The organism is Streptosporangium sp. G12 (assembly GCF_052983175.1).
Genome location: NZ_JBRIQO010000041.1, coordinates 51,918 through 69,779 on the forward strand (window position 1 = coordinate 51,918; position 17,862 = coordinate 69,779).

At 70.4% G+C, this 17,862-nt stretch carries 9 protein-coding genes; 2 read left to right on the top strand and 7 right to left on the bottom strand.

Features of this window, described 5'->3' with window-relative positions:
- Positions 1-21: 21 nt before the first annotated feature.
- Positions 22-1,908 carry a propionyl-CoA synthetase gene (locus tag ACVCAG_RS41760; protein WP_447191450.1) on the bottom strand — a complete coding sequence of 629 codons (1,887 nt, stop codon included), beginning with the start codon at positions 1,906-1,908 and terminating at the stop codon, positions 22-24.
- A 516-nt stretch (positions 1,909-2,424) separates the two neighbouring features.
- On the opposite strand from ACVCAG_RS41760, the gene ACVCAG_RS41765 reads away from it, so the two are divergent.
- Together ACVCAG_RS41765 and ACVCAG_RS41770 are read left to right on the top strand one after the other, a co-directional pair.
- Positions 2,425-2,955, top strand: coding sequence for a hypothetical protein (locus ACVCAG_RS41765; RefSeq protein ID WP_440086844.1), 531 nt, complete (start codon positions 2,425-2,427; stop codon positions 2,953-2,955).
- Between the two features lie 187 nt (positions 2,956-3,142).
- The gene (locus ACVCAG_RS41770; RefSeq protein WP_447191451.1) at positions 3,143-3,886 is read left to right on the top strand and encodes a hypothetical protein; all 744 of its coding nucleotides are present in this window, start codon (positions 3,143-3,145) and stop codon (positions 3,884-3,886) included.
- 60 nt (positions 3,887-3,946) lie between these two features.
- Here ACVCAG_RS41770 and ACVCAG_RS41775 read toward each other — a convergent pair whose 3' ends face one another.
- From ACVCAG_RS41775 to ACVCAG_RS41800, 6 genes are all read right to left on the bottom strand, one after another.
- Entirely contained in the window at positions 3,947-5,665 is a 1,719-nt protein-coding gene (locus ACVCAG_RS41775) for an HAD-IIB family hydrolase (RefSeq protein WP_447191452.1), read from the bottom strand.
- Positions 5,666-5,887: 222 nt separating this feature from the next.
- A complete protein-coding gene (locus ACVCAG_RS41780) occupies positions 5,888-6,433 on the bottom strand; it encodes a hypothetical protein (RefSeq protein ID WP_447191453.1) in 546 nt (181 codons plus the stop codon).
- A 168-nt stretch (positions 6,434-6,601) separates the two neighbouring features.
- Positions 6,602-12,325 carry a ThuA domain-containing protein gene (locus tag ACVCAG_RS41785; RefSeq protein WP_447191454.1) on the bottom strand — a complete coding sequence of 1,908 codons (5,724 nt, stop codon included), beginning with the start codon at positions 12,323-12,325 and terminating at the stop codon, positions 6,602-6,604.
- A 203-nt stretch (positions 12,326-12,528) separates the two neighbouring features.
- Positions 12,529-13,818 carry an ROK family protein gene (locus ACVCAG_RS41790; RefSeq protein ID WP_440086839.1) on the bottom strand — a complete coding sequence of 430 codons (1,290 nt, stop codon included), beginning with the start codon at positions 13,816-13,818 and terminating at the stop codon, positions 12,529-12,531.
- Between the two features lie 313 nt (positions 13,819-14,131).
- On the bottom strand, positions 14,132-16,975 hold the full coding sequence (locus tag ACVCAG_RS41795) for a PEP/pyruvate-binding domain-containing protein (RefSeq protein WP_440086838.1): 2,844 nt from the start codon (positions 16,973-16,975) through the stop codon (positions 14,132-14,134).
- Positions 16,944-17,432 (bottom strand): MarR family transcriptional regulator, encoded by a 489-nt coding sequence (locus tag ACVCAG_RS41800; RefSeq protein WP_440086837.1) that lies wholly within the window; start codon positions 17,430-17,432, stop codon positions 16,944-16,946. The genes ACVCAG_RS41795 and ACVCAG_RS41800 overlap by 32 nt, the downstream gene beginning before the upstream one ends.
- Between the last annotated feature and the right edge of the window lie 430 nt (positions 17,433-17,862).

Here is a 17,862-nt window from a genome sequence, read left to right on the forward strand (position 1 = left end):
ACCTCGGGAGATTCCGGCCTCCTAGCCGTCTGCGGCGGTGCGGCGTCCGATGATGGGGCGCAGCACGTCCAGCACCGTCGCGTCCTCGATGGTCGAGGGGGCGGGCTCGTCGGAGCCCTCCGCGATACCGCGCATGGTCTTGCGCAGGATCTTCCCCGACCGGGTCTTCGGCAGGGCCGGGACCACGTCCACCTGCCGGAAGGCCGCCACGGCGCCCACCTGCTCGCGGACGGCCAGGACCAGCTCGGCCCGCAGGGTCTCCAGGTCGATCTCCGACCCGCTCTTCAGCACCACGAAACCGCGCGGCACCTGCCCCTTAAGCTCGTCGGCGACCCCGATGACCGCGCACTCGGCCACCGCCGGATGCGCGGCGAGCACCGCCTCCATGGACCCGGTCGACAGCCGGTGCCCGGCCACGTTGATCACGTCGTCGGTGCGGCCCATCACGAACAGGTAGCCGTCCTCGTCGAGGTGGCCGCCGTCGCCGGTCAGGTAGTGGCCGGGGAAGGCCGACAGGTAGGACTTCACGTAGCGCTCGTCGTCCTGCCAGAGGGTGGGAAGGGTGCCCGGCGGGAGCGGGAGCCGGATGCAGATCGCCCCCTCCTCTCCCGGGGCGCACTCGTCGCCGGAGGGCCTCAGCACGCGCACGTCGTACCCGGGGACGGGCACGGTGGGGGAGCCGGGCTTGACCGGCATGGGCTCCAGTCCGCGCAGGTTGGCGGCGACGGGCCAGCCGGTCTCGGTCTGCCACCAGTGGTCGACGACCGGCACGCCCAGCCTGTCCGCCGCCCAGTGGTAGGTGTCGGGGTCGAGACGCTCACCGGCGAGGAACAGCGTCCGCAGCGACGAGATGTCGTACCCGCCGAGCAGGGCCGCCTCCGGGTCGGCCTTCCTGATGGCGCGGAACGCGGTCGGCGCCGTGAACAGCGCGTTCACCCGGTGCTCGGCGATCACCCGCCAGAACGCGCCCGCGTCGGGGGTGCCGACCGGCTTGCCCTCGTACAGCACGGTCGTGGCGCCGCGCAGCAGCGGCCCGTACACGATGTAGGAGTGCCCGACGACCCAGCCGACGTCGGAGGCCGCCCAGAACACCTCGCCCGGCGCGATGTCGTAGACGTTGGCCATGCTCCACAGCAGCGCCACCGCGTGCCCGCCGTTGTCGCGCACGACGCCCTTCGGCAGGCCGGTCGTGCCGCTGGTGTAGAGGATGTAGAGCGGGTCGGTCGCCCGCACCGGCACGCATTCGGCCGGTTCGGCCTTCGCGCTCGCCCAGTCGACGTCCCGCCCCTCCACCAGCTCGGCGGGGGCCTGCTCGCGCTGCAGGATCACGCAGTGCGCGGGCGCGTGCGCGGCCAGCCCCAGCGCGGCGTCGAGCATCGGCTTGTACGGCACCACGCGCGAGGGCTCGATCCCGCAGGAGGCCGACACGACCACCTTGGGGCGCGCGTCGTCGATCCTGGCCGCCAGCTCCCTGGGCGCGAACCCGCCGAACACCACCGAGTGCACCGCCCCCAGCCGCGCGCACGCCAGCATGGCGATCACCGCCTCGGGCACCATCGGCATGTAGACCACCACCCGGTCGCCCTGCTCCACCCCGAGCGAGCGCAGCACGCCGGCGAACCTGGCGACCTCGTCGCGCAGCTCGGCGTAGGTGTAGCGCCTGCCGGTGCCCGTCACCGGGCTGTCGTGGACCAGCGCGAGCCGGTCGCCGTGACCTGCCTCGACGTGCCGGTCCAGCGCGTTGTGGCAGGTGTTCAGCTCCCCGTCGGGAAACCACCGGTAGAAGGGCGGCGCCCCCGCGTCCAGCACCTCGCGCGGCGGCCTGCTCCAGGTGACCGCCTCGGCGGCCTCGGCCCAGAAGTCCTCGGGATCGGCGATGCTGCGGGCGAAGGCGTCAGCGTACGACATCAGGCCATCATGCTCTTTCCCGGACTCCCGGGTCGAGGCCCCTCTCCGGAGCGGGCATCGATCCATAAGCACACGACAGCAGGACCTCACCCACCTCTCCGTGACCGTGTTGACGCGCGGTATGCGGACGCCGGTGAGCACCGTATGGATGCCGGCCTCGGCCGGGATCTCGTCCATGAGTTCCGGGCAATTCCCGTCCCGCTCTTGGATCAGGTGGCGCGCTCGGCAGCCCGCGTCCTCCGGATCCGTCTTAAGAATTTCCCAGATGGCAGAGGGCGCGACCTTGATACCGAGGATGGCCGGTTCGCCGTGCACGCGCCGGTGACCCCATGACGGATTCTCTTCAACCAGCCGTAGAACGAGAGCACGGACAGAGCGCGCAGCGGGCGGCCTTCCGGGCCGCTTCTTCCGGCATATGCGAGCACGGCGCTTCATGACCGGACCGCGGTGCCGGCGCCCTGGATGACAAGCCTGGGTGTGGGTGGAGCGACGGGGCTGGACCTATGATTTCGACGCATGTGGATGCGTTGGTCGGCTGCCGTGATTTTCGTGTTGTTTCCGACGGTGTCGGCGTATTTCGGGGGAGCACTTATCTCGATTACCGGGCTGTTTTATTATGACATGTCCGTGCGTGATGGGATCGGGATATTCGCGCTGGCGCAAGGACTCGGCGTCGGGTACCTGAACCCGGCGGTCTTCGATGTGGCGGTGGCGGTGCTGCGCGTGGAAATTTTCACGATCGGTTTCGCGGTGCCGGCGGTTCTGGTTGTCGCGGCGTTGCTGTGGCGGGAACGTCGCTTCACCAGGCTCGTGGTCTGGCTGCTGGTCGTCCTTTCAGTGGCGAATCTCGGCGCCAACCTGGTTGCCCTTTTCTCGGATCTGTCGGTGTGCCCGCCGTTGGGTGACCATGACTCCGCCTGCTACCGGGGCGCCGGGGCGACACCGTTCTTCCTCTACGCCCCGGCCTACGCCCTCGCCGCCTACCTGCTGGCGGCCCTCACCACTGCCAAGGCCGGCGCTGACGCCACACGACCATCCGTCCCGTGATCCCCCTGGACCACACCGATCCTGGCAGGACCTCCCTCGGCCGGGCCGTTGTCCGGTCGCCGACCAGCTCGCCAGGCACGGTCGGCATGGAAGATCACGGATGTCAAGATTTTAATAAAGAATCTTAACCGAATGGCTGGCCGGGCAGGGCATGCCCGACCCGGAGTGCGGTCTCCGGTGGACTCACATGGTGGACGCGTCCATGGTCGAGTTCGGCGACGGCGAACCCGAGTACTTCACCGAGGTCCGCCTGACACCCGCGCTACGGGCCACGCCCACCGGCGACGAGCTGATCGACGAGGTGCTGCTGCGGCAGCCGTTCGACTGGTCGGGCGAGGGCCTGGGCAGCGGGATCGACGGGTGGTCGGCCATGCTGCCCTCGCACCGCGAGGTGGTGGTCGTGAACATGCTGCCGTTCGTGCTCCGCGGCCGCTGGTACGCGAGCGTGACCCCGGCGGAACTGTCCCGCCTGGCCGCCTGCGACGGCCCCGTGAGCGAGGCGACGGCGGTGATCATCGCCTTCCTGCTGGGGAGCGGCGTGCCCAGGACGATCCCGGTGGTGCTGCGGATGGCGGCCAGGGGCGACCTGCCCGCCGAGACGATCGGCCGCCAGCTCGCGTTGGTGCTGCGCCGCACCTGGCTGGAGACCCGCCCCGCCATCGCGGCCCTGACCGAGCTGGCCGACGCCGGCGGCCACCACGAGGTGTGGCGCATCCTGCGGGCTCTGCTGCCCGGGATGTTGCCGGGCGAGGGGCGGCGCATCACCGTGACCCACACCGAACTCGTCGCCTTCGCCACCGACGTGGCACGCTGGACCGGCGCGCGCGGGGAGATCCCGGTCGTCGCCGAGTTCGCGCGCAGCCGCCGGACGATCCGCTTCGTCCACGAGTGCAAGCGCCTTCACGCCCAGCTCACCGGTGCCACGGCATGAGGACGGCGTGTCGGGCGAGGTCACGCCGTCCTCGCCCGACACGCCGGTCCGGCTGGGGGATCAGGTGATTCCGCTCGGTTCGGCGGGGGCGGTGTAGCGGGCCTCGATGAGCTCGCGTACCCGTTTCCTGGCGTCGTCGACGGAGTCGCCGGGATCCTGCTCGACCTCGGCCACCTCGGCCGACAGCTCCTCGTCCTTGACGCTGTCCGCCAGCCAGCGCGAGTAGTCGCCCCGGCGCAGGTGGTAGGTCCACGTCTCCTCGTCGACGCCGTCGGCGATGCGGCAGAACGCGGTCAGGTTGCCGGCCCGCAGGTTCAGCACGTTCTCGGGGCCGCGGAAGTAGAAGCTGGCGTCCTCCCCGAGCTCGCCGGCCGCGTACTTGCGGCGGTGCCTCTGGCGTTCCTCCTCCGGCGGGGCCAGCCTCACCCTGACCGGCTCGCCGCCGAGCCGCCAGAACAGCAGTTCCCCGGTCGGCAGGTCGGGAAGATCCCGGCCGGGAGCGTCGTGGCCGGTGGCGGCGGCGAACGCGCCCAGGACGCCCCCGGGCTCGTCCCCGACCGCGACGACCGTGTCGAGGGTCTGGACGACCGCCTCGCTGACCGCCTCGGGATGCACGGTGACCAGCAGGATCCCGCCTATCTCGCGCAGCATCCCCACCGACCGCAGCTTGAACCCGTCGGGCATCATGTGGTGGGCCTCGTCGACCACCAGCCAGTGCGGGTGCCCGGAGCCGGCCGGCAGTGCCGACAGGCGGGGCAGGAAGTCCTGGAAGAAACCGGGCCGGTCGTCGAGGGGTACGCCCAGCAGGTTGACCACGACGCTCTGCTCGGGGTCCTGCAGCACCTGGAGGATCTCCTCCTGGGTGGGCGCGCGCCGGACGTCGCCGAGCACGGACGCGCCCTCGACCCCGTCGGTGTAGTCGCCCTCGGGGTCGATCAGGCAGAACTGGTAGCCCGCCCTGGTGATCCGCTCCAGCAGCGCGGCGGTGACGGTGGACTTGCCGCTGTGCGAGGGCCCGGCGACCAGCATGCGCACGCCGTGCGGCGGGAACCGTACCTCTCCGCCGTCGTCGGTGCCCAGCAGCAGGTGGTGGCGCGTCACGTCCACGTCGGCCAGGTCGGTCTCCACGATCCGGTCGATCAACTCGACGACCCCGGCGCCGCGCTCCCGTTCGGTCACCAGGTCACACCGTTCCTTGACGGCGGGGAGCGCGTTGGCCACCGCCACCGCGCACTCGCAGGCGGCCAGGAACGCGTGGTCGTTCTCGGCGTCGCCCACGCCGACCACGCCGTGGGCCGACATCTCCAGCTCGGCCAGGGCCGCGGCCAGGCCGGTGGCCTTGTTGACACCCGAGGGCAGGACCATCACCGCGCCCTTGTTGAAGATGACCTGCATCTCCAGCCCGAGCTCGCGGATGGCGGTGAGAACGGTCTCGGCGTGGGGTTCCAAGGTGGAGACGATCGCCGAACCGACACTGAGCGGCTCCACGCCCAGCTCGCGCAGCCGCTCGACGAAGGCCTCGGGCGGCGCCTCCGCGAGGGTCGAGCTCTCCTGTTCGCCGGGACGGTGGAGCACGGCCCCGTTCTCGGCGACGACCAGGTCGAACAGGTCCAGTCGCTCGAAGTCCCGGGTGAGCGAGTCGACCTCCCTGCCGGTGACCATCACCAGCCGCCGCCCCGATCGGGCGAGGCGTTCGAGCGCGTCCAGGGTGTCGTCGTCGACGTGGCCCTCGGCGGCCAGCGTTCCGTCGTAGTCACAGGCCAGAACGTGATAGCGCATGCCGGGCCACTTACCCCGCCCCAGGGAGGGAAACGGGGTCCGAGGTGAACTTCTCCTGGCAGGAGGATGTTCCGGTGGCGGAACGAGATCCCTGACACGCCTGGCGTGAGCCGGATCCGGTCGGCTCGCGTGCCGGAGGAGGCGCCCACCGGCGTGCTCGATGACGGCGCACACGATCGTCATGGGATGGGCCGGGGGCACGGTGATCCTCCGGCCCGCGGGTCAGCCGGACACGTTCCGGCGGCGGACGAGAACGAACATGATCCCGATGGCGGCCACCGCGGCGGCGGCGATGATGCCGATCTGGAGAGGGAGGTCGTCGGACGAGTTCTCCTGGGCGGCGCGTTCGGCCAGTGCCGTGGTGGACGCCGGCGCGGCCGCCTTGGGGAGCACGATGTCCTGGGCCTTCACGGTCGCCGACTTGCGGACCTCGGCGGGCTTGGTGACGGTCACGGCGACCTTCCACTCACCCACGGGGAGCGGCTCGGCCGCGTTGTAGAGGTTCTGGCCCTCGGGCGCCGACTTCAGCGGGATCGGGCCGAAGGTACGGCCGTCGGGTGCCGTCGCGAGCAGGGTCGCCGCGACGATGTCGGTGACCGGGCGGCCGTCCTTCTTCCAGGTGATGAGCACGTTGACATTGCGGCCGCCGTCCCCGACGACCTCCAGCGCGAGGGGTGAGCCGGACGCGGCGGAGGCGGCCGGGGCGCCGAGCAGCAGCCCGAGCCCGGCCAGCAGGACGGCCGCGGCGTATCTCAGGGCCTTGTTCACTGGCGTGGTTTCCTTCCGGGTTCGGCGGCGGCGGGTCCGGTGGGGCCCGCCGCCGCCGGAGCGCGAAACGGGGTGCCCGCGTCGCGGGGCACCCCGACTACGGATCCATCGGGGGCGCCGGGCTCATGGAGAGAGCCCGGCACCCCCTGGTCGGGGCCGTGACCCCACTTATACGGGCTTGCCGCCGTTCGCGACGATCAGGGCGTTGGCGTCACGCAGAAGCGTGGCCTTCACCGTCGGGTCGGAGACGACCTTCCGGTCCTTGACCTCCTTGATGAAGTGCTCGAGCTCCTTGACGACCTTCTTCTTGTCCGGTCCGTGCTTCTTGTCCTCGGCCCTCATGACCTTGCAGATCTTGTCCTGAAGCTTCTTGGCGCTCTTGGCGGACAGCTGCCCGGCCGCCTTGAAGCGCTCGATCAGGGCGGAGATGTCCTTGGTCGAGGTGACCGTCTTGAACGCGACCGACTGCTCGTGGACGCCGCCGGACTGGGTCTCGACGGTGACGGTGAGCGTGTGCTCGCCCAGGGCCAGCGTGTGGAGCGGCTGGACGGTCCCGGACGTGAACGGCCGGCCGTCCAGCTTGCCGGTCACGGTCTTGACCCCGGTTCCGGTGACCTCCCAGGCGATGGTCAGGTCCTTGCTGTCGCCGTACTCGGTGCCGTCCGCGACACCGGAGATGAGGATGGTGGGCTCGGCGCCGTCCTCGATCTTGATGGTCGCGGCCTTGGTCTCCTCGACGTTGCCGGCCTTGTCGGTGGCGCGGTAGCGCAGCTCGTGGTCGCCGACACCGATGACGTCGACCGTCGTGGTGTAGGGCGTCCAGTCACCGCTGTCGAGGGCGTACTCGATCTTCTCCACGCCGGACGTCGCGTCCGTCGCGGCGAGGGTCACCGGCACGGTGTCCTGGCCGACCGGGAGGAAGTCCGCGGTGGTGACGGGCGCGGTCGCGTCGACCTTGACGGCGAGCGTCCTGGCCTCCTCGACGTTGCCCGCCTTGTCGACGGAACGGTACGCCAGGGTGTGGTCACCGTCACCGGTGATGACCACCGGCTCCAGGTACGTGGTCCAGGCGCCGCCGTCGAGCTGGAACTCGGTCTTGTCGACGCCGCTGCCCTGAGCCTCGTCGGCGCCGGCCAGCGCGACCTGGACCAGGCCGGTGAACCACCCGTTCGCCGGCTGGGCCGGGTCGGGGGTGGCCGTGGTCACCGGGGCGGTCGAGTCGGCCGTTCCGCCACCGTTGAGGCGGAAGTAGTCGAACTTGACCGTCTTGGACGCCTGCTGGGAGGTGCCGATGGCGTACACGCCGATCTTGCCGTCGCCGACGGCGGTGTTGGTCACCGCCTCCGCGAACTCGGTCCACGTGGTGCCGTCGGAGGAGTAGGACCCCTTGAAGGCGGTGCCCTCCTTCTTCAGGCGGAGGTGCCAGACGCCCTGGGTGAGCGAGCCGATCTGCGGCTGCGGGTTCAGGACGGTTCCGGCGACCTCGCTGCGCAGCTCGATCCGCCGCGACACCGCGGAGCCCGCGGCGTTGTCCATGACGTAGTCGAGCTTCACGTAGTCGTCGTCACCGGCGTAGACGATCAGGCCGCCCTGCTGGTACTGCTCGTTGAGCGCCGATCCGTCGATCTTCGTCTCCAGCGTCCAGTCGCCGCTCGGCGCCGTCTGCAGGATGAAGTTCTTCGGAGCGGAGTTGCCGGTCCCGAAGATGTCGCCCGTCTGGGTGTCGATCTCCAGGTTGCCGCCGGTGACCCTGGCGGTCGAGCTGTCACCACGGACGATCGCGTCCCAGCGGCAGGTGTCGATCGACGAGCCGTCGAACTCGTCGCTCGGCTCGGGCTTGCTCGCGGTGTCGTCGGGGCTGATGTGGAACCAGTCGAAGGACGCGTCGACCACCGGGCGGGTGCCCGTGCTCGCCAGGGAGAGCAGGCCGATCCTCGGGTTGGTGATCCCGGCGAGCGCCTTGGTCTGCGGCATCGCCGTGAACGTGGTCCCGTCCGGCGAGTAGTGGGCGGTGAGGTTGGTGCCGTCGCTCATGAACCGCACGTACACCGTGTCGGGGTAGGCGTCCCCGAGGTTGGCCGTGTTGCTCTGCGTCACCTCGTTGGGGGTGCCGTTCTCCTCCCGGATGAACTGGAAGACGCGGGCGGCGTGGTCGTTGGTCCCCCGTGCCTGGAGCACCATCTTGGCGTAGTTGTTGTCGTCGCCGTACACGATCAGACCCGCCTGCTGGTACATGTCGCGGGCGTTCAGCGTGACCTTGGTGGTGGCCGTCCAGGCTCCCTGCGGCACGGGCTGGAGGACGATGTTGGTCGTGGTGCCGGCACCGGTGCCGTAGATCTCGGTGAGCGATGTCGGCAGGACGAGCTTGCCGTCCGCGACCTTGAGGTTCTGGTCCTCACGGACGACCGACCAGCGGTCCCGGTCGAGTTCGGCGCCCAGGAAGTCGTCGGAACGACCGGTGAGGCACGCGGTGCTCGGCGGGTCCACCTTGATGGAGATCGTCTTGCTCGTCGAGGCACCCTTGGTGTCGGTCACGGTCACCGTGGCGGTGTACGTGCCGGGCGCGTTGTAGGTGTGGCTCGCGTCGGCGGTGGCCGGCTCAGGCGAGCCGTTCACGCCGAAGTTCCACTTGTACGTGAGCGGGATGTTGCCGTCGGGGTCGGTGGCGGTCGAGGTGAAGTCGACCTTCAGCGGGGCGACGCCCGTGACCGGGGTCGCCGACGCGGTCACCGTCGGGCGCTGGTTGTCGGTGGCGCCCTGGCCGATGAAGTCGACCCAGTTGACGTTGAGCAGGTAGGCGTCGTTGGCCGCGCTCGCCGGCTTGCGCACGATGAAGAACAGCGGGCCGGTCGTCGCCGGGACGTCGGTCAGGTCGACCGTGACGTCCTTGTACGTCTGCCAGCCGCCGGTCGGCGTGATGTCGACCGAGCCCACCAGGGTCCCGGTGTCGGCGTTGCCCGTCTTGATCTGCACGGTGCCGCCGGCGCCGCCCGAGGAGACCCGGAACCGCACCTGGGTGATGCCGCTCAGGTTGATCGGGGTGTAGGCCCAGTAGTCGCCGTCGTTGGTGAAGGCGATGCTCTGGTTGCCGCCCTGGGGGTCGGTGGCGGCCTCGGCCTGGACGCCGGGGGTGTCGGTGCCCGTGCCGTCCGCGACCCGGCCGGTCGACGAGAAGTGCTCGGCCTGCTTGCGCTTGGGCTGGAGGATGGCCTCGGCCCGCCCGGTCAGCGACTGGGCGCCGCCCGCGCCACCCTTGTCGGCGTAGGTGGCCTCAAGGATGTAGAACAGGTTGTCGTCGATGCCGTGTCCGCTGTCGGACAGCGTCTGGATGGTGCCCTCGCAGCCCTCGTGCTGGTCGAGCGGGTGACCGTGGCTGTCGTGACCCAGGTACGCCTGGATCTGGACCTTGTCACAGTCGATCGTGCCGTCCTCGGCGTCGGTGACCACGATCTTGTAGTTCACCTGGTCGCCGAACTCGAAGAACGCGCCGTTCGGCGGCAGCTCGAAGGTCACCTTCGGGCGGGTGTTGCCCGCCGTGATCGGCAGGTTCGCCGTGCCGGTGAGGCCGTCGGGGTTGCTGACGGTCAGGACCGCGCTGTACTGCCCGGCCTGGGTGTAGGTGTGCGAGGGGTTGGCGTCGGTCGAGTCGGTGGTGCCGTCGCCGTCGAAGTCCCACGCGTAGGTGATCGGCCTGCCGTCCGGGTCGTTCGACCCCTGGCTGGAGAACTGCACGGTCAGCGGGGCCGGGCCGTCGGTCTTGTCCGCGGAGACGCGGGCGACCGGCGGGCGGACGCCCTTGACGTACTCGATGCGGTAGATGCCGGAGTCGGCGTTGTCGCCGCCGAAGCCGGAGCCCCACTCGATCAGGTACAGCGCGCCGTCGGGACCGAACTTGATGTCCATGGGGCGCTTGAAGCTCATGGCGCTCAGGATCTGGTTGATCTTGATCTGGGCGTTGCCGGCCTCGTTGAGCTGGAACGAGAACATCTTGTTCGTGTTCCACTCACCGAAGATCGCCTTGCCGTCCCAGTAGGCCGGCCACTTGACGGTCGACTGCAGGTCGGCGTCGTAGCGGTAGACCGGGCCCGCCATCGGCGCGCCGCCGTTGAGCTCGGGGAAGGAGTTCGGGTTGGTGGCGCTGGTGTACGGGATCGACGCCGCGATCGCCGGGGGCAGCGTGGTCAGGCCGGTGTTGTTGGGCGAGTCGTTCACCGGCGCGGCGCAGTTGAACGCCGAGCCCGACGCCTTGGTGGCGAAGTTGTAGTCGATGTACGGCGTGTTGTCGCCCACGCAGAACGGCCAGCCGTAGTTGCCCGGCTTGCTGACCAGGTTCCACTCGACGGTGCCCCGCGGACCGCGGGTGGCGCTCGCGGAGCCCGCGTCGGGTCCGTAGTCGGCCACCATCGGGAAGCCGGTCTTCGGGTCCAGGCCCATGCGGAACGGGTTGCGGAAGCCCATGGCGTAGATCTCGGGCTTGGTCTTGTCCGTGCCCGGGGGGAACAGGTTTCCGGCCGGCACGGTGTAGGTGCCGTCGTCCTGCGGGGTGATGCGCAGCAGCTTGCCGCTCAGGTCGTTGGTGTTGCCCGAGGTGCGCTGGGCGTCCCACGAGGACCGGCCGGCCTGCTCGTCGATCGGCGTGTAGCCGTCCGAGGCGAACGGGTTGGTGTTGTCACCGGTGGCCAGCCACAGGTCGCCGGTCTTGTGGTCCATGAGCATGCCGCCACCGTGGTGGCAGCACTCGGCCCGCTGCACCGGCACGTTGAGGACGACCTTCTCGCTCGAGAGGTCGAGCGTGTCGCCGTTGACCGTGAACCGGCTCAGCCGGTCGACGTTCTGGCCCGTCGGCGAGTAGAAGAGGTACAGCCAGTTGTTGGTGGCGAAGTCCGTGTCCAGCGCCAGGCCGAGCAGGCCGCTCTCGTTGGCGGTGAACACGTTCAGGCGACCGGCCGTCACGGTCGAGCCGGTGGTCTTGATGATCTTGACGTCGCCCAGGCGGTCGATGTAGAAGACCCGGCCGTCCTTGGCGATGTCGGTCATCATCGGGTTCGCCGTGTTGTCGTCGAGGGTGACCTTCTCGAAGCTGCCGCTCTGCGAGGCCGAGCAGTCGGCCTTCTCGGCGCCCGCGGCGGTCTTGATCCCGCCGAGGAGCATCTTCAGGAAGTTCGGCTCGGCGAAGCTCTCCTTGGTGTGGCCGAGGCCGGTGTACCAGGAGCGTCCGCCGTCGTAGTCCTGACACCAGGAGATCGGGTGGTCGATGCCCTGCGTGGAGCCGGTGTAGGACTTCTGGTTCATCGACTGCAACACGTGCACGTTGTTGCGCGGGTTGGCCTGGAAGTCGTACCACTCGTCGACGCGGGTCCACGAGGTCGGCAGGTGCGAGGTCGACGGGTGGGCGAGGTCCTCGGTGAGGACCGTCGCCTGCTGGGTCGCCGGGTGCGACTTGAAGTACGCGCCGACGAGCTTGCCGTACCACTCCCAGTTGTAGCCGCTGTCGGAGGCCGCGTGGATGCCGGCGAAGCCGCCGCCGTTCTGGATGTAGCGCTCGAAGGCGGCCTTCTGGTCCGGCGTGGTGACGGGGTCACCGGTCGTGGACATGAAGATGACGGCCTGGTACTGCGCCAGGTTGGCGTCGGTGAACTGGGCGCTGTCCTCGGTCGTGTCGACCGCGAAGTTGTTCTCCTGGCCGAGCTTCTGGACGGCGGCGATTCCCTCGGGAATCGAGTCGTGCCGGAAGCCGCTGGTCTTGGAGAAGACCAGGACCTTGAAGGCGGGGTCGGCGGCGTTCGCCGACGACGCCAGGGCCGGCCCGCCGGCGGCGTTCGCCGGCGGCGTCAGGAATGTGAAGACGGGTATCAGGGGCACGACGATGGCCAGGGCCATCGCCGCCGCCATCCGGCGTAGGGAGCGGTTTTCGGTTATCGGCAGGCTCTTCGAGAGCCTGGCCCACGTTCGAGAACGTGGTGACATGATGATCCCTTTCCTGACTTGGGGGGTCGTCAGGCAAAGCGCGCGCCGCCGCACTGGTGCCACTTGTTGCATGAGGTTGGGTACTGCGGTGACTGGAGGGTGCCGCCTCCAGGCTTGTGGGGGACCCGTCAGCCGGTCGACAGCCGGGGTAGCGGATCCGTGATGAGGGTCGGGTGGTCGATGAGCCGGTTGATCACCATGTCCGCGGCGCCCCGTGAGGCGGCGCCGAAGCCGAGGTCGGAGGCGACGAACCGGCACCGGTTGGCGGAGCGGGCCACGACGAGCCGTTCCAATTCCGCCTGTGCGTGGGGCAGCAGCCATTCGGCGAGCGTGGCGAAGTAGCCGCCGACGACGATCATTCGCGGGTTGAACAGGTTGGCCAGGATCGAGCCGCCGAGCCCGAGCCACCGCCCCACCTGCGCGACCGCGTCCATCATCCGGCGGTCGCCCGCGGCCAATCCTCTGGCGATCTCCGTCGCGTGCTCCTCGGGGTCGGACACCGGCAGGTCGGCCGGCCGGTAGGCATGGTCGGGCATGGCCGTCCGTACCAGCGCCGCCAACCCCACCTTGGTCTCCCAGCAGCCGTGCCGCCCGCAGCCGCAGCGGGCGCCGCCCGGGTCGACCGGCAGGTGCCCGACCTCGCCGGAGAAGCCGTCCGCGCCACGGAGCAGCTTGCCGTCGACGAAGATGCCGCCGCCCACGCCGACCTCGCCGGTCAGGTAGACGAGATGGGGGGTGCCGGCGGCGACGCCGGAGGTGTGCTCGGCCACGGCCGCGAGGTTGGCGTCGTTGTCCACCAGCACTGGAACGCTCCACGGGCCGAGTGCGGCCGACAGCCGTGCCGCCAGCGGCAGGTCGCGCCAGCCCAGGTTGGGTGCGAACGTGACGACGCCGCGTGCCACGTCGACCAGGCCGGGGACCGCCACCCCGAGACCGGCGGGGACGGCCTCGGCCCGCTTCATCTCCTCGACGGCCTCCAGGGCCATCCTGCCGAGCACGCGCAGTGCGCGGTCCGGCCCGCCGGCCATCGCGTCGAAGCCGGTTCTGCGCTCCACGAGGACCCGGCCGCCGAAGTCGGACCCGTGAATCGAGATGTGGTCGACGTTGATCTCCAAACCCAGCGCGCCGACATGCGCGCCGTGCAGCGCCAGGGGGCGCCGGGGACGGCCGATCGCGCCGACGTGCTCCATGTCGATCTCCTGGACGAGTCGTCGGTCGATCAGCTGAGACACCAGGTTGGAGACCGTGGCCCGGTGCAGTCCCGTCACCTCCGCGATGTCGGCCCGGGACTGGGACGCGCGGTCACGCAGGTGGCGCAAGATCAACGAGAGGTTCGTCTGGCGCATCATGGGCGAGCTGGTCGGTAGGGCGGTGCCGGCGGCGTACATGACGTTGTACTCCTGGGTCACGCGAGTCACCGCCTTTCGTTTGTCTCAGCGATCAACTATTGGGGTTTTTAACATGCATGTGTCCGATGTGCACCTTGTTGAGAGGTAACGAGTTGACATCTTCGAACATGCGCAGGTAGATGGCGTGAGGGTTTTGTTATCAAGTTGTTATGTTTGTAATTTTCACTCTCCCGGCCGGTGCGCCCGGAAGGCGCCGGGGTGCGTGCGGGAGGGCGGCGAAGGAGCCGCCGCGAGCCGTGAGCGAGCCATGAACGACGCGAGCCACGGGCGAGCCGGGAACGACGCGAGGCATGAGCGAGCCATGAACGAGTCGCGCGCCCGGTCAGGTGACGGTGACGGCGCCGGAGGTGCCGTCGACGGTGACCTCCTGGCCGGTGGTGATGTGCTCGGTCGCCCCGCTCACCCCCACCACGGCCGGGATCCCGTACTCGCGGGCCACCACGGCGCCGTGGGAGTTGGCGCCTCCCATCTCCATCACCAGGCCGCCCGCGGTGAGGAACAACGGAGTCCAGCCGGGGTCGGTGGAGGGGCAGATCAGGATCTCCCCGGGCTCCAGGTGCGCGCCGACCGGGTCGAGGACGACCCTGGCGACACCGGTGACGGTGCCCGCCGAGGCCGGGGTGCCGGTCAGCGCCCCGTCCACCGGTGTCCGTACGGCGACGGCCTCCGGCTCGGTGCCGTCCGACAGCAGGACGCGGGGGACGTGCCTGCGGCGCAGCTCGCGGGCGGCCTCCTCGCGCCGCCGCGCCACGAGGTCCGTCAGCGCGGGTCGTGCGGCACCGGCCGTGGCCGGGGCTTCGCGGGAGGGCGGAGTCGAGGCCTCCCGGGAGGGCGCGGCGAGGGCCGCCCTGGCCTCGCGGAAGGTGAGGAAGAAGACGTCGTCGGCACGGGACAGCAGCCCGCGCGCCGCCAGCTCGACGCCGACGGCCAGCAACTCGGTCCGCATCGCGGCCAGCGCGGTCACCATGGCGTACTTGGGCATCTCGCGCAGACCCGCCAGCGCCCGCGTCCTGCCGAGCGCGAAGCGGACGAACCGCCCGCGAAGGCCTCCGGCGCGTCCGCTCAAGGTCTTGATCATGAGAACGGCCTCGGCGGCGCCCTTGGCGAACAGGGCGTCCGGAGCCAGGGCCGGGTCCTCCAACCGCAGGTAGTTGGCGAGGACGCCGACGATGTGGGTCGGATCCTCCGACCAGCGCGGTAGCCCGAGATCGATCTCGGCGACCGCCCTGACGCCGTAGACGGACAGGAAGTCCGCCAGGCCCCTCTGCGCGACGCCGGGAAGCGATCCGGCGCGGAAGCGCTCGGCCAGCTCGGCGGCGGGGGTGCCCAGCAGCAGGGAGGTGGTTTCGCGGTCCTCGCGTATGCGGGTGGCCAGCCGCCACAGCGCCAGGTCCATCTCGGTGGTCACGTTGTGCGGGAGCCCGCGCAGGACCGTCTGCAGCTCGCCGGGCCCGACCCGGTCACCCAGCGCCTTGGCGGCCAGCCCGAGCATCGCGAACCCGGCCGCCGCCGCCGGGGCGACGGTCGGCAGCAGGGGGAAGACCTGGTGGCTCAGCACCCGCTCGACGTGGTCGAGACGCTGGGCCGGGGTGGCGTCCCCGGGCGCGGCCAGCTCCCTCCGGAGGCGCGCGTCCAGCACCTTCACGTCCCGGTGCGCCGACGCGGGGTCGAGCAGGGCCCGTACGGCGCGCTGTGGGACGCGGAAGCGGGACGCGATCCTGAACGCCCGGCGCAGGGGCGGGCGGAGCGAGGGCTGGGTGACGCCGAACCGGGGATCGTCGAGCAGGCCGCGCAGCACCTTCGCCGACCGTGCCTCCATCACGTCGAGCACCTTCGGGAAGGCCACGCGGCCCACCCTGCCGCCCATCAATCCGGTGATGTCGAAGAACAGCCGCCCGCCCGACTCCGCGATGACGGGGGCACCGGCCACCCGGTCGGCCACCGGGATCCCCAGCATCTCGAACACCGACGACGACAGCAGCCTGAAGGCCGACATGCCCATGGGGGTGATCGGCCGGTAGAGGCCCTGCGCCAGGCTGAAACAGAAGTAGATCCGCGCGCCGCCGGGCTCGGAGCCTCCGCGCCGCGGGTCCAGGGCGCCGGTTTCCCCCGCGCCCGCGTCACCCGGCACGGACAACGGGTCCGCGGGCGGCTCCGCGTGGTGGGGGATCGGATAGAGCGTGGTGATGGGACGCGACTGGGTCAGCCAGAGGACGCCATCGGAGTCGATCGCCCACTCGGTGTCCTGGGGCGCACCGTAGTGCCGCTCGACCCGGTCACCGAGCTCGGCCAGCGCCGCCAGCTGCGCGTCGGTGACACAGGCGTTCTCCGTGAACTCCGTGGACTCCGTGGACTCCGTGGACTCCGTGGACTCCGGGGAGGCCGCGGGGTTCGCGGGTGCTTCGACGTGCTCGACGCCGCCGCCCGCCAGCGACCGTACGGCCAGCCGCTTGTCGCCGAGGCGGCGTTCGGTGATCCGGCCGGTGGCGGTGTCGACCACGAAGTGGTCGGGGTTGACCGCGCCGGAGACCACTGCCTCGCCGAGACCGGGACTGGCGTCGATCACCGCCTCGCGCCGCCGTCCGGTGACCGGGTTGGCGGTGAACATCACCCCGGCCACCTCCGACTGGACCATCTCCTGGACGACCACCGCCAGGCGCACCGTGTCGTGGCCGATGCCGTTCGCGGCCCGGTAGGCGACGGCCCGGTCGGTCCAGAGCGAGGCCCAGCACCGCCGGACCGCGTCCAGCACGGCGTCGGCGCCGATCACGTTGAGGTAGGTGTCCTGCTGCCCGGCGAAGCTGGCGTGCGGCAGGTCCTCGGCGGTCGCGGAGGAGCGGACCGCGACGGGACCGTTCGCGCTGTCGCGTACGGCGCTCGCGATGTCGTCGGGGACCGGCGCGGTGAGCACGAGCTCGCGGGCCTTCGCGGCCAGCGCGTTCAGGGCGGGGGCGTCCCCGGCGGCCGTCGTGGCGAGCGTCGCGAGCACCTCCTCCAGCCCGGCTCGCTCGGTGACCCTGCGGTAGGCCTCGGTGGTGACGCACAGGCCGGGGGGGACGGGAAACCCGGCGGTGGTGAGCACGCCGAGATTGGCGGCCTTGCCGCCGACGAGGGGCAGCATCTCCGCCCCGATGTCATCGAATCTCAGGATGAGCGGCTTGGGCATGGGTGCGTCGTCTCCTTGAGGCTTCGCCGAGAAGCGTCATGGCCCGGGTCACGAGCTCGCGTTCCTCGGCGGTCAGATGGGCCGTGACTTCGAGCTGGGCGTCGGCCCGGACGCGCTCGAACGTGCGGAGAAAGTCCGCTCCGGCCGGGGTGAGGGTGATTCGCCGCACCCGCCGGTCGCCGGGATCCTCCCGGCGGTCGGCCAGCCCTCGCCGTACGAGCTGGTCGACCAGGCGGCTGGTGGCCGAGACGGACCGGCTGACCCGCTCGGCGAGTTCGCGGAGCGTCGGGGCGACCGGTTCGTCGAGGAGGTAGAGCGTGGCGATCTGGATCATGGAGGGCTCGTCGCCCTCGAAGCCGTTCAGCATGTGGAGCAGCAGGCCGGGGATCAGCGCCCGCCGGAAGTCGCCGATGTCGTCGGCCAGCCGGTCGCGCTCCGCGCCGTCCACGGGGTCCATCGGACAACTCCTTGCATCAATGCAACTAATGCGTTGTCGCAAGGCTAAGCCGGAGGGGAGGAGAAGTCAACAAGTGATGAAATTAGCCCACGGCCTTCCGCCGATCTCGCGTGGTGTCCGGTCCGCGGGCGAGAGGGGCCCGGGTTCGTGGCGCACGCACGGTTCCCCGCGGGGTGCCGTCCGGCACGGCAGTGGACGCGGAGGTGAGAACGGCGCCGGGATACGGCATCGGGATGCAGGGCCGGGATGCAGGCCGGGCACAGGCCGGGTACAGCACGAAGCCGGCCCCCTGGGGAGCCGGCCGGGTTCGAGCGTGGGAGACCGATCGGGTCGGTGTCGGGTCGGTGTGCGGAGAGGGGGTTAGAAGGCGTCGCCCCAGCGGCCGCAGTCGTCGAACTTGTCGGTGCCCTCGCAGACGCGGATCTTGAAG

Coding starts and splice junctions, on each gene's coding strand:
- ACVCAG_RS41760 (WP_447191450.1), bottom strand. CDS start 1,908: ATGTCGTACGCTGACGCCTTCGCCCGCAGCATCGCCGATCCCGAGGAC.
- ACVCAG_RS41765 (WP_440086844.1), top strand. CDS start 2,425: ATGTGGATGCGTTGGTCGGCTGCCGTGATTTTCGTGTTGTTTCCGACG.
- ACVCAG_RS41770 (WP_447191451.1), top strand. CDS start 3,143: ATGGTGGACGCGTCCATGGTCGAGTTCGGCGACGGCGAACCCGAGTAC.
- ACVCAG_RS41775 (WP_447191452.1), bottom strand. CDS start 5,665: ATGCGCTATCACGTTCTGGCCTGTGACTACGACGGAACGCTGGCCGCC.
- ACVCAG_RS41785 (WP_447191454.1), bottom strand. CDS start 12,325: ATGGCGGCGGCGATGGCCCTGGCCATCGTCGTGCCCCTGATACCCGTC.
- ACVCAG_RS41795 (WP_440086838.1), bottom strand. CDS start 16,975: ATGCCCAAGCCGCTCATCCTGAGATTCGATGACATCGGGGCGGAGATG.
- ACVCAG_RS41800 (WP_440086837.1), bottom strand. CDS start 17,432: ATGGACCCCGTGGACGGCGCGGAGCGCGACCGGCTGGCCGACGACATC.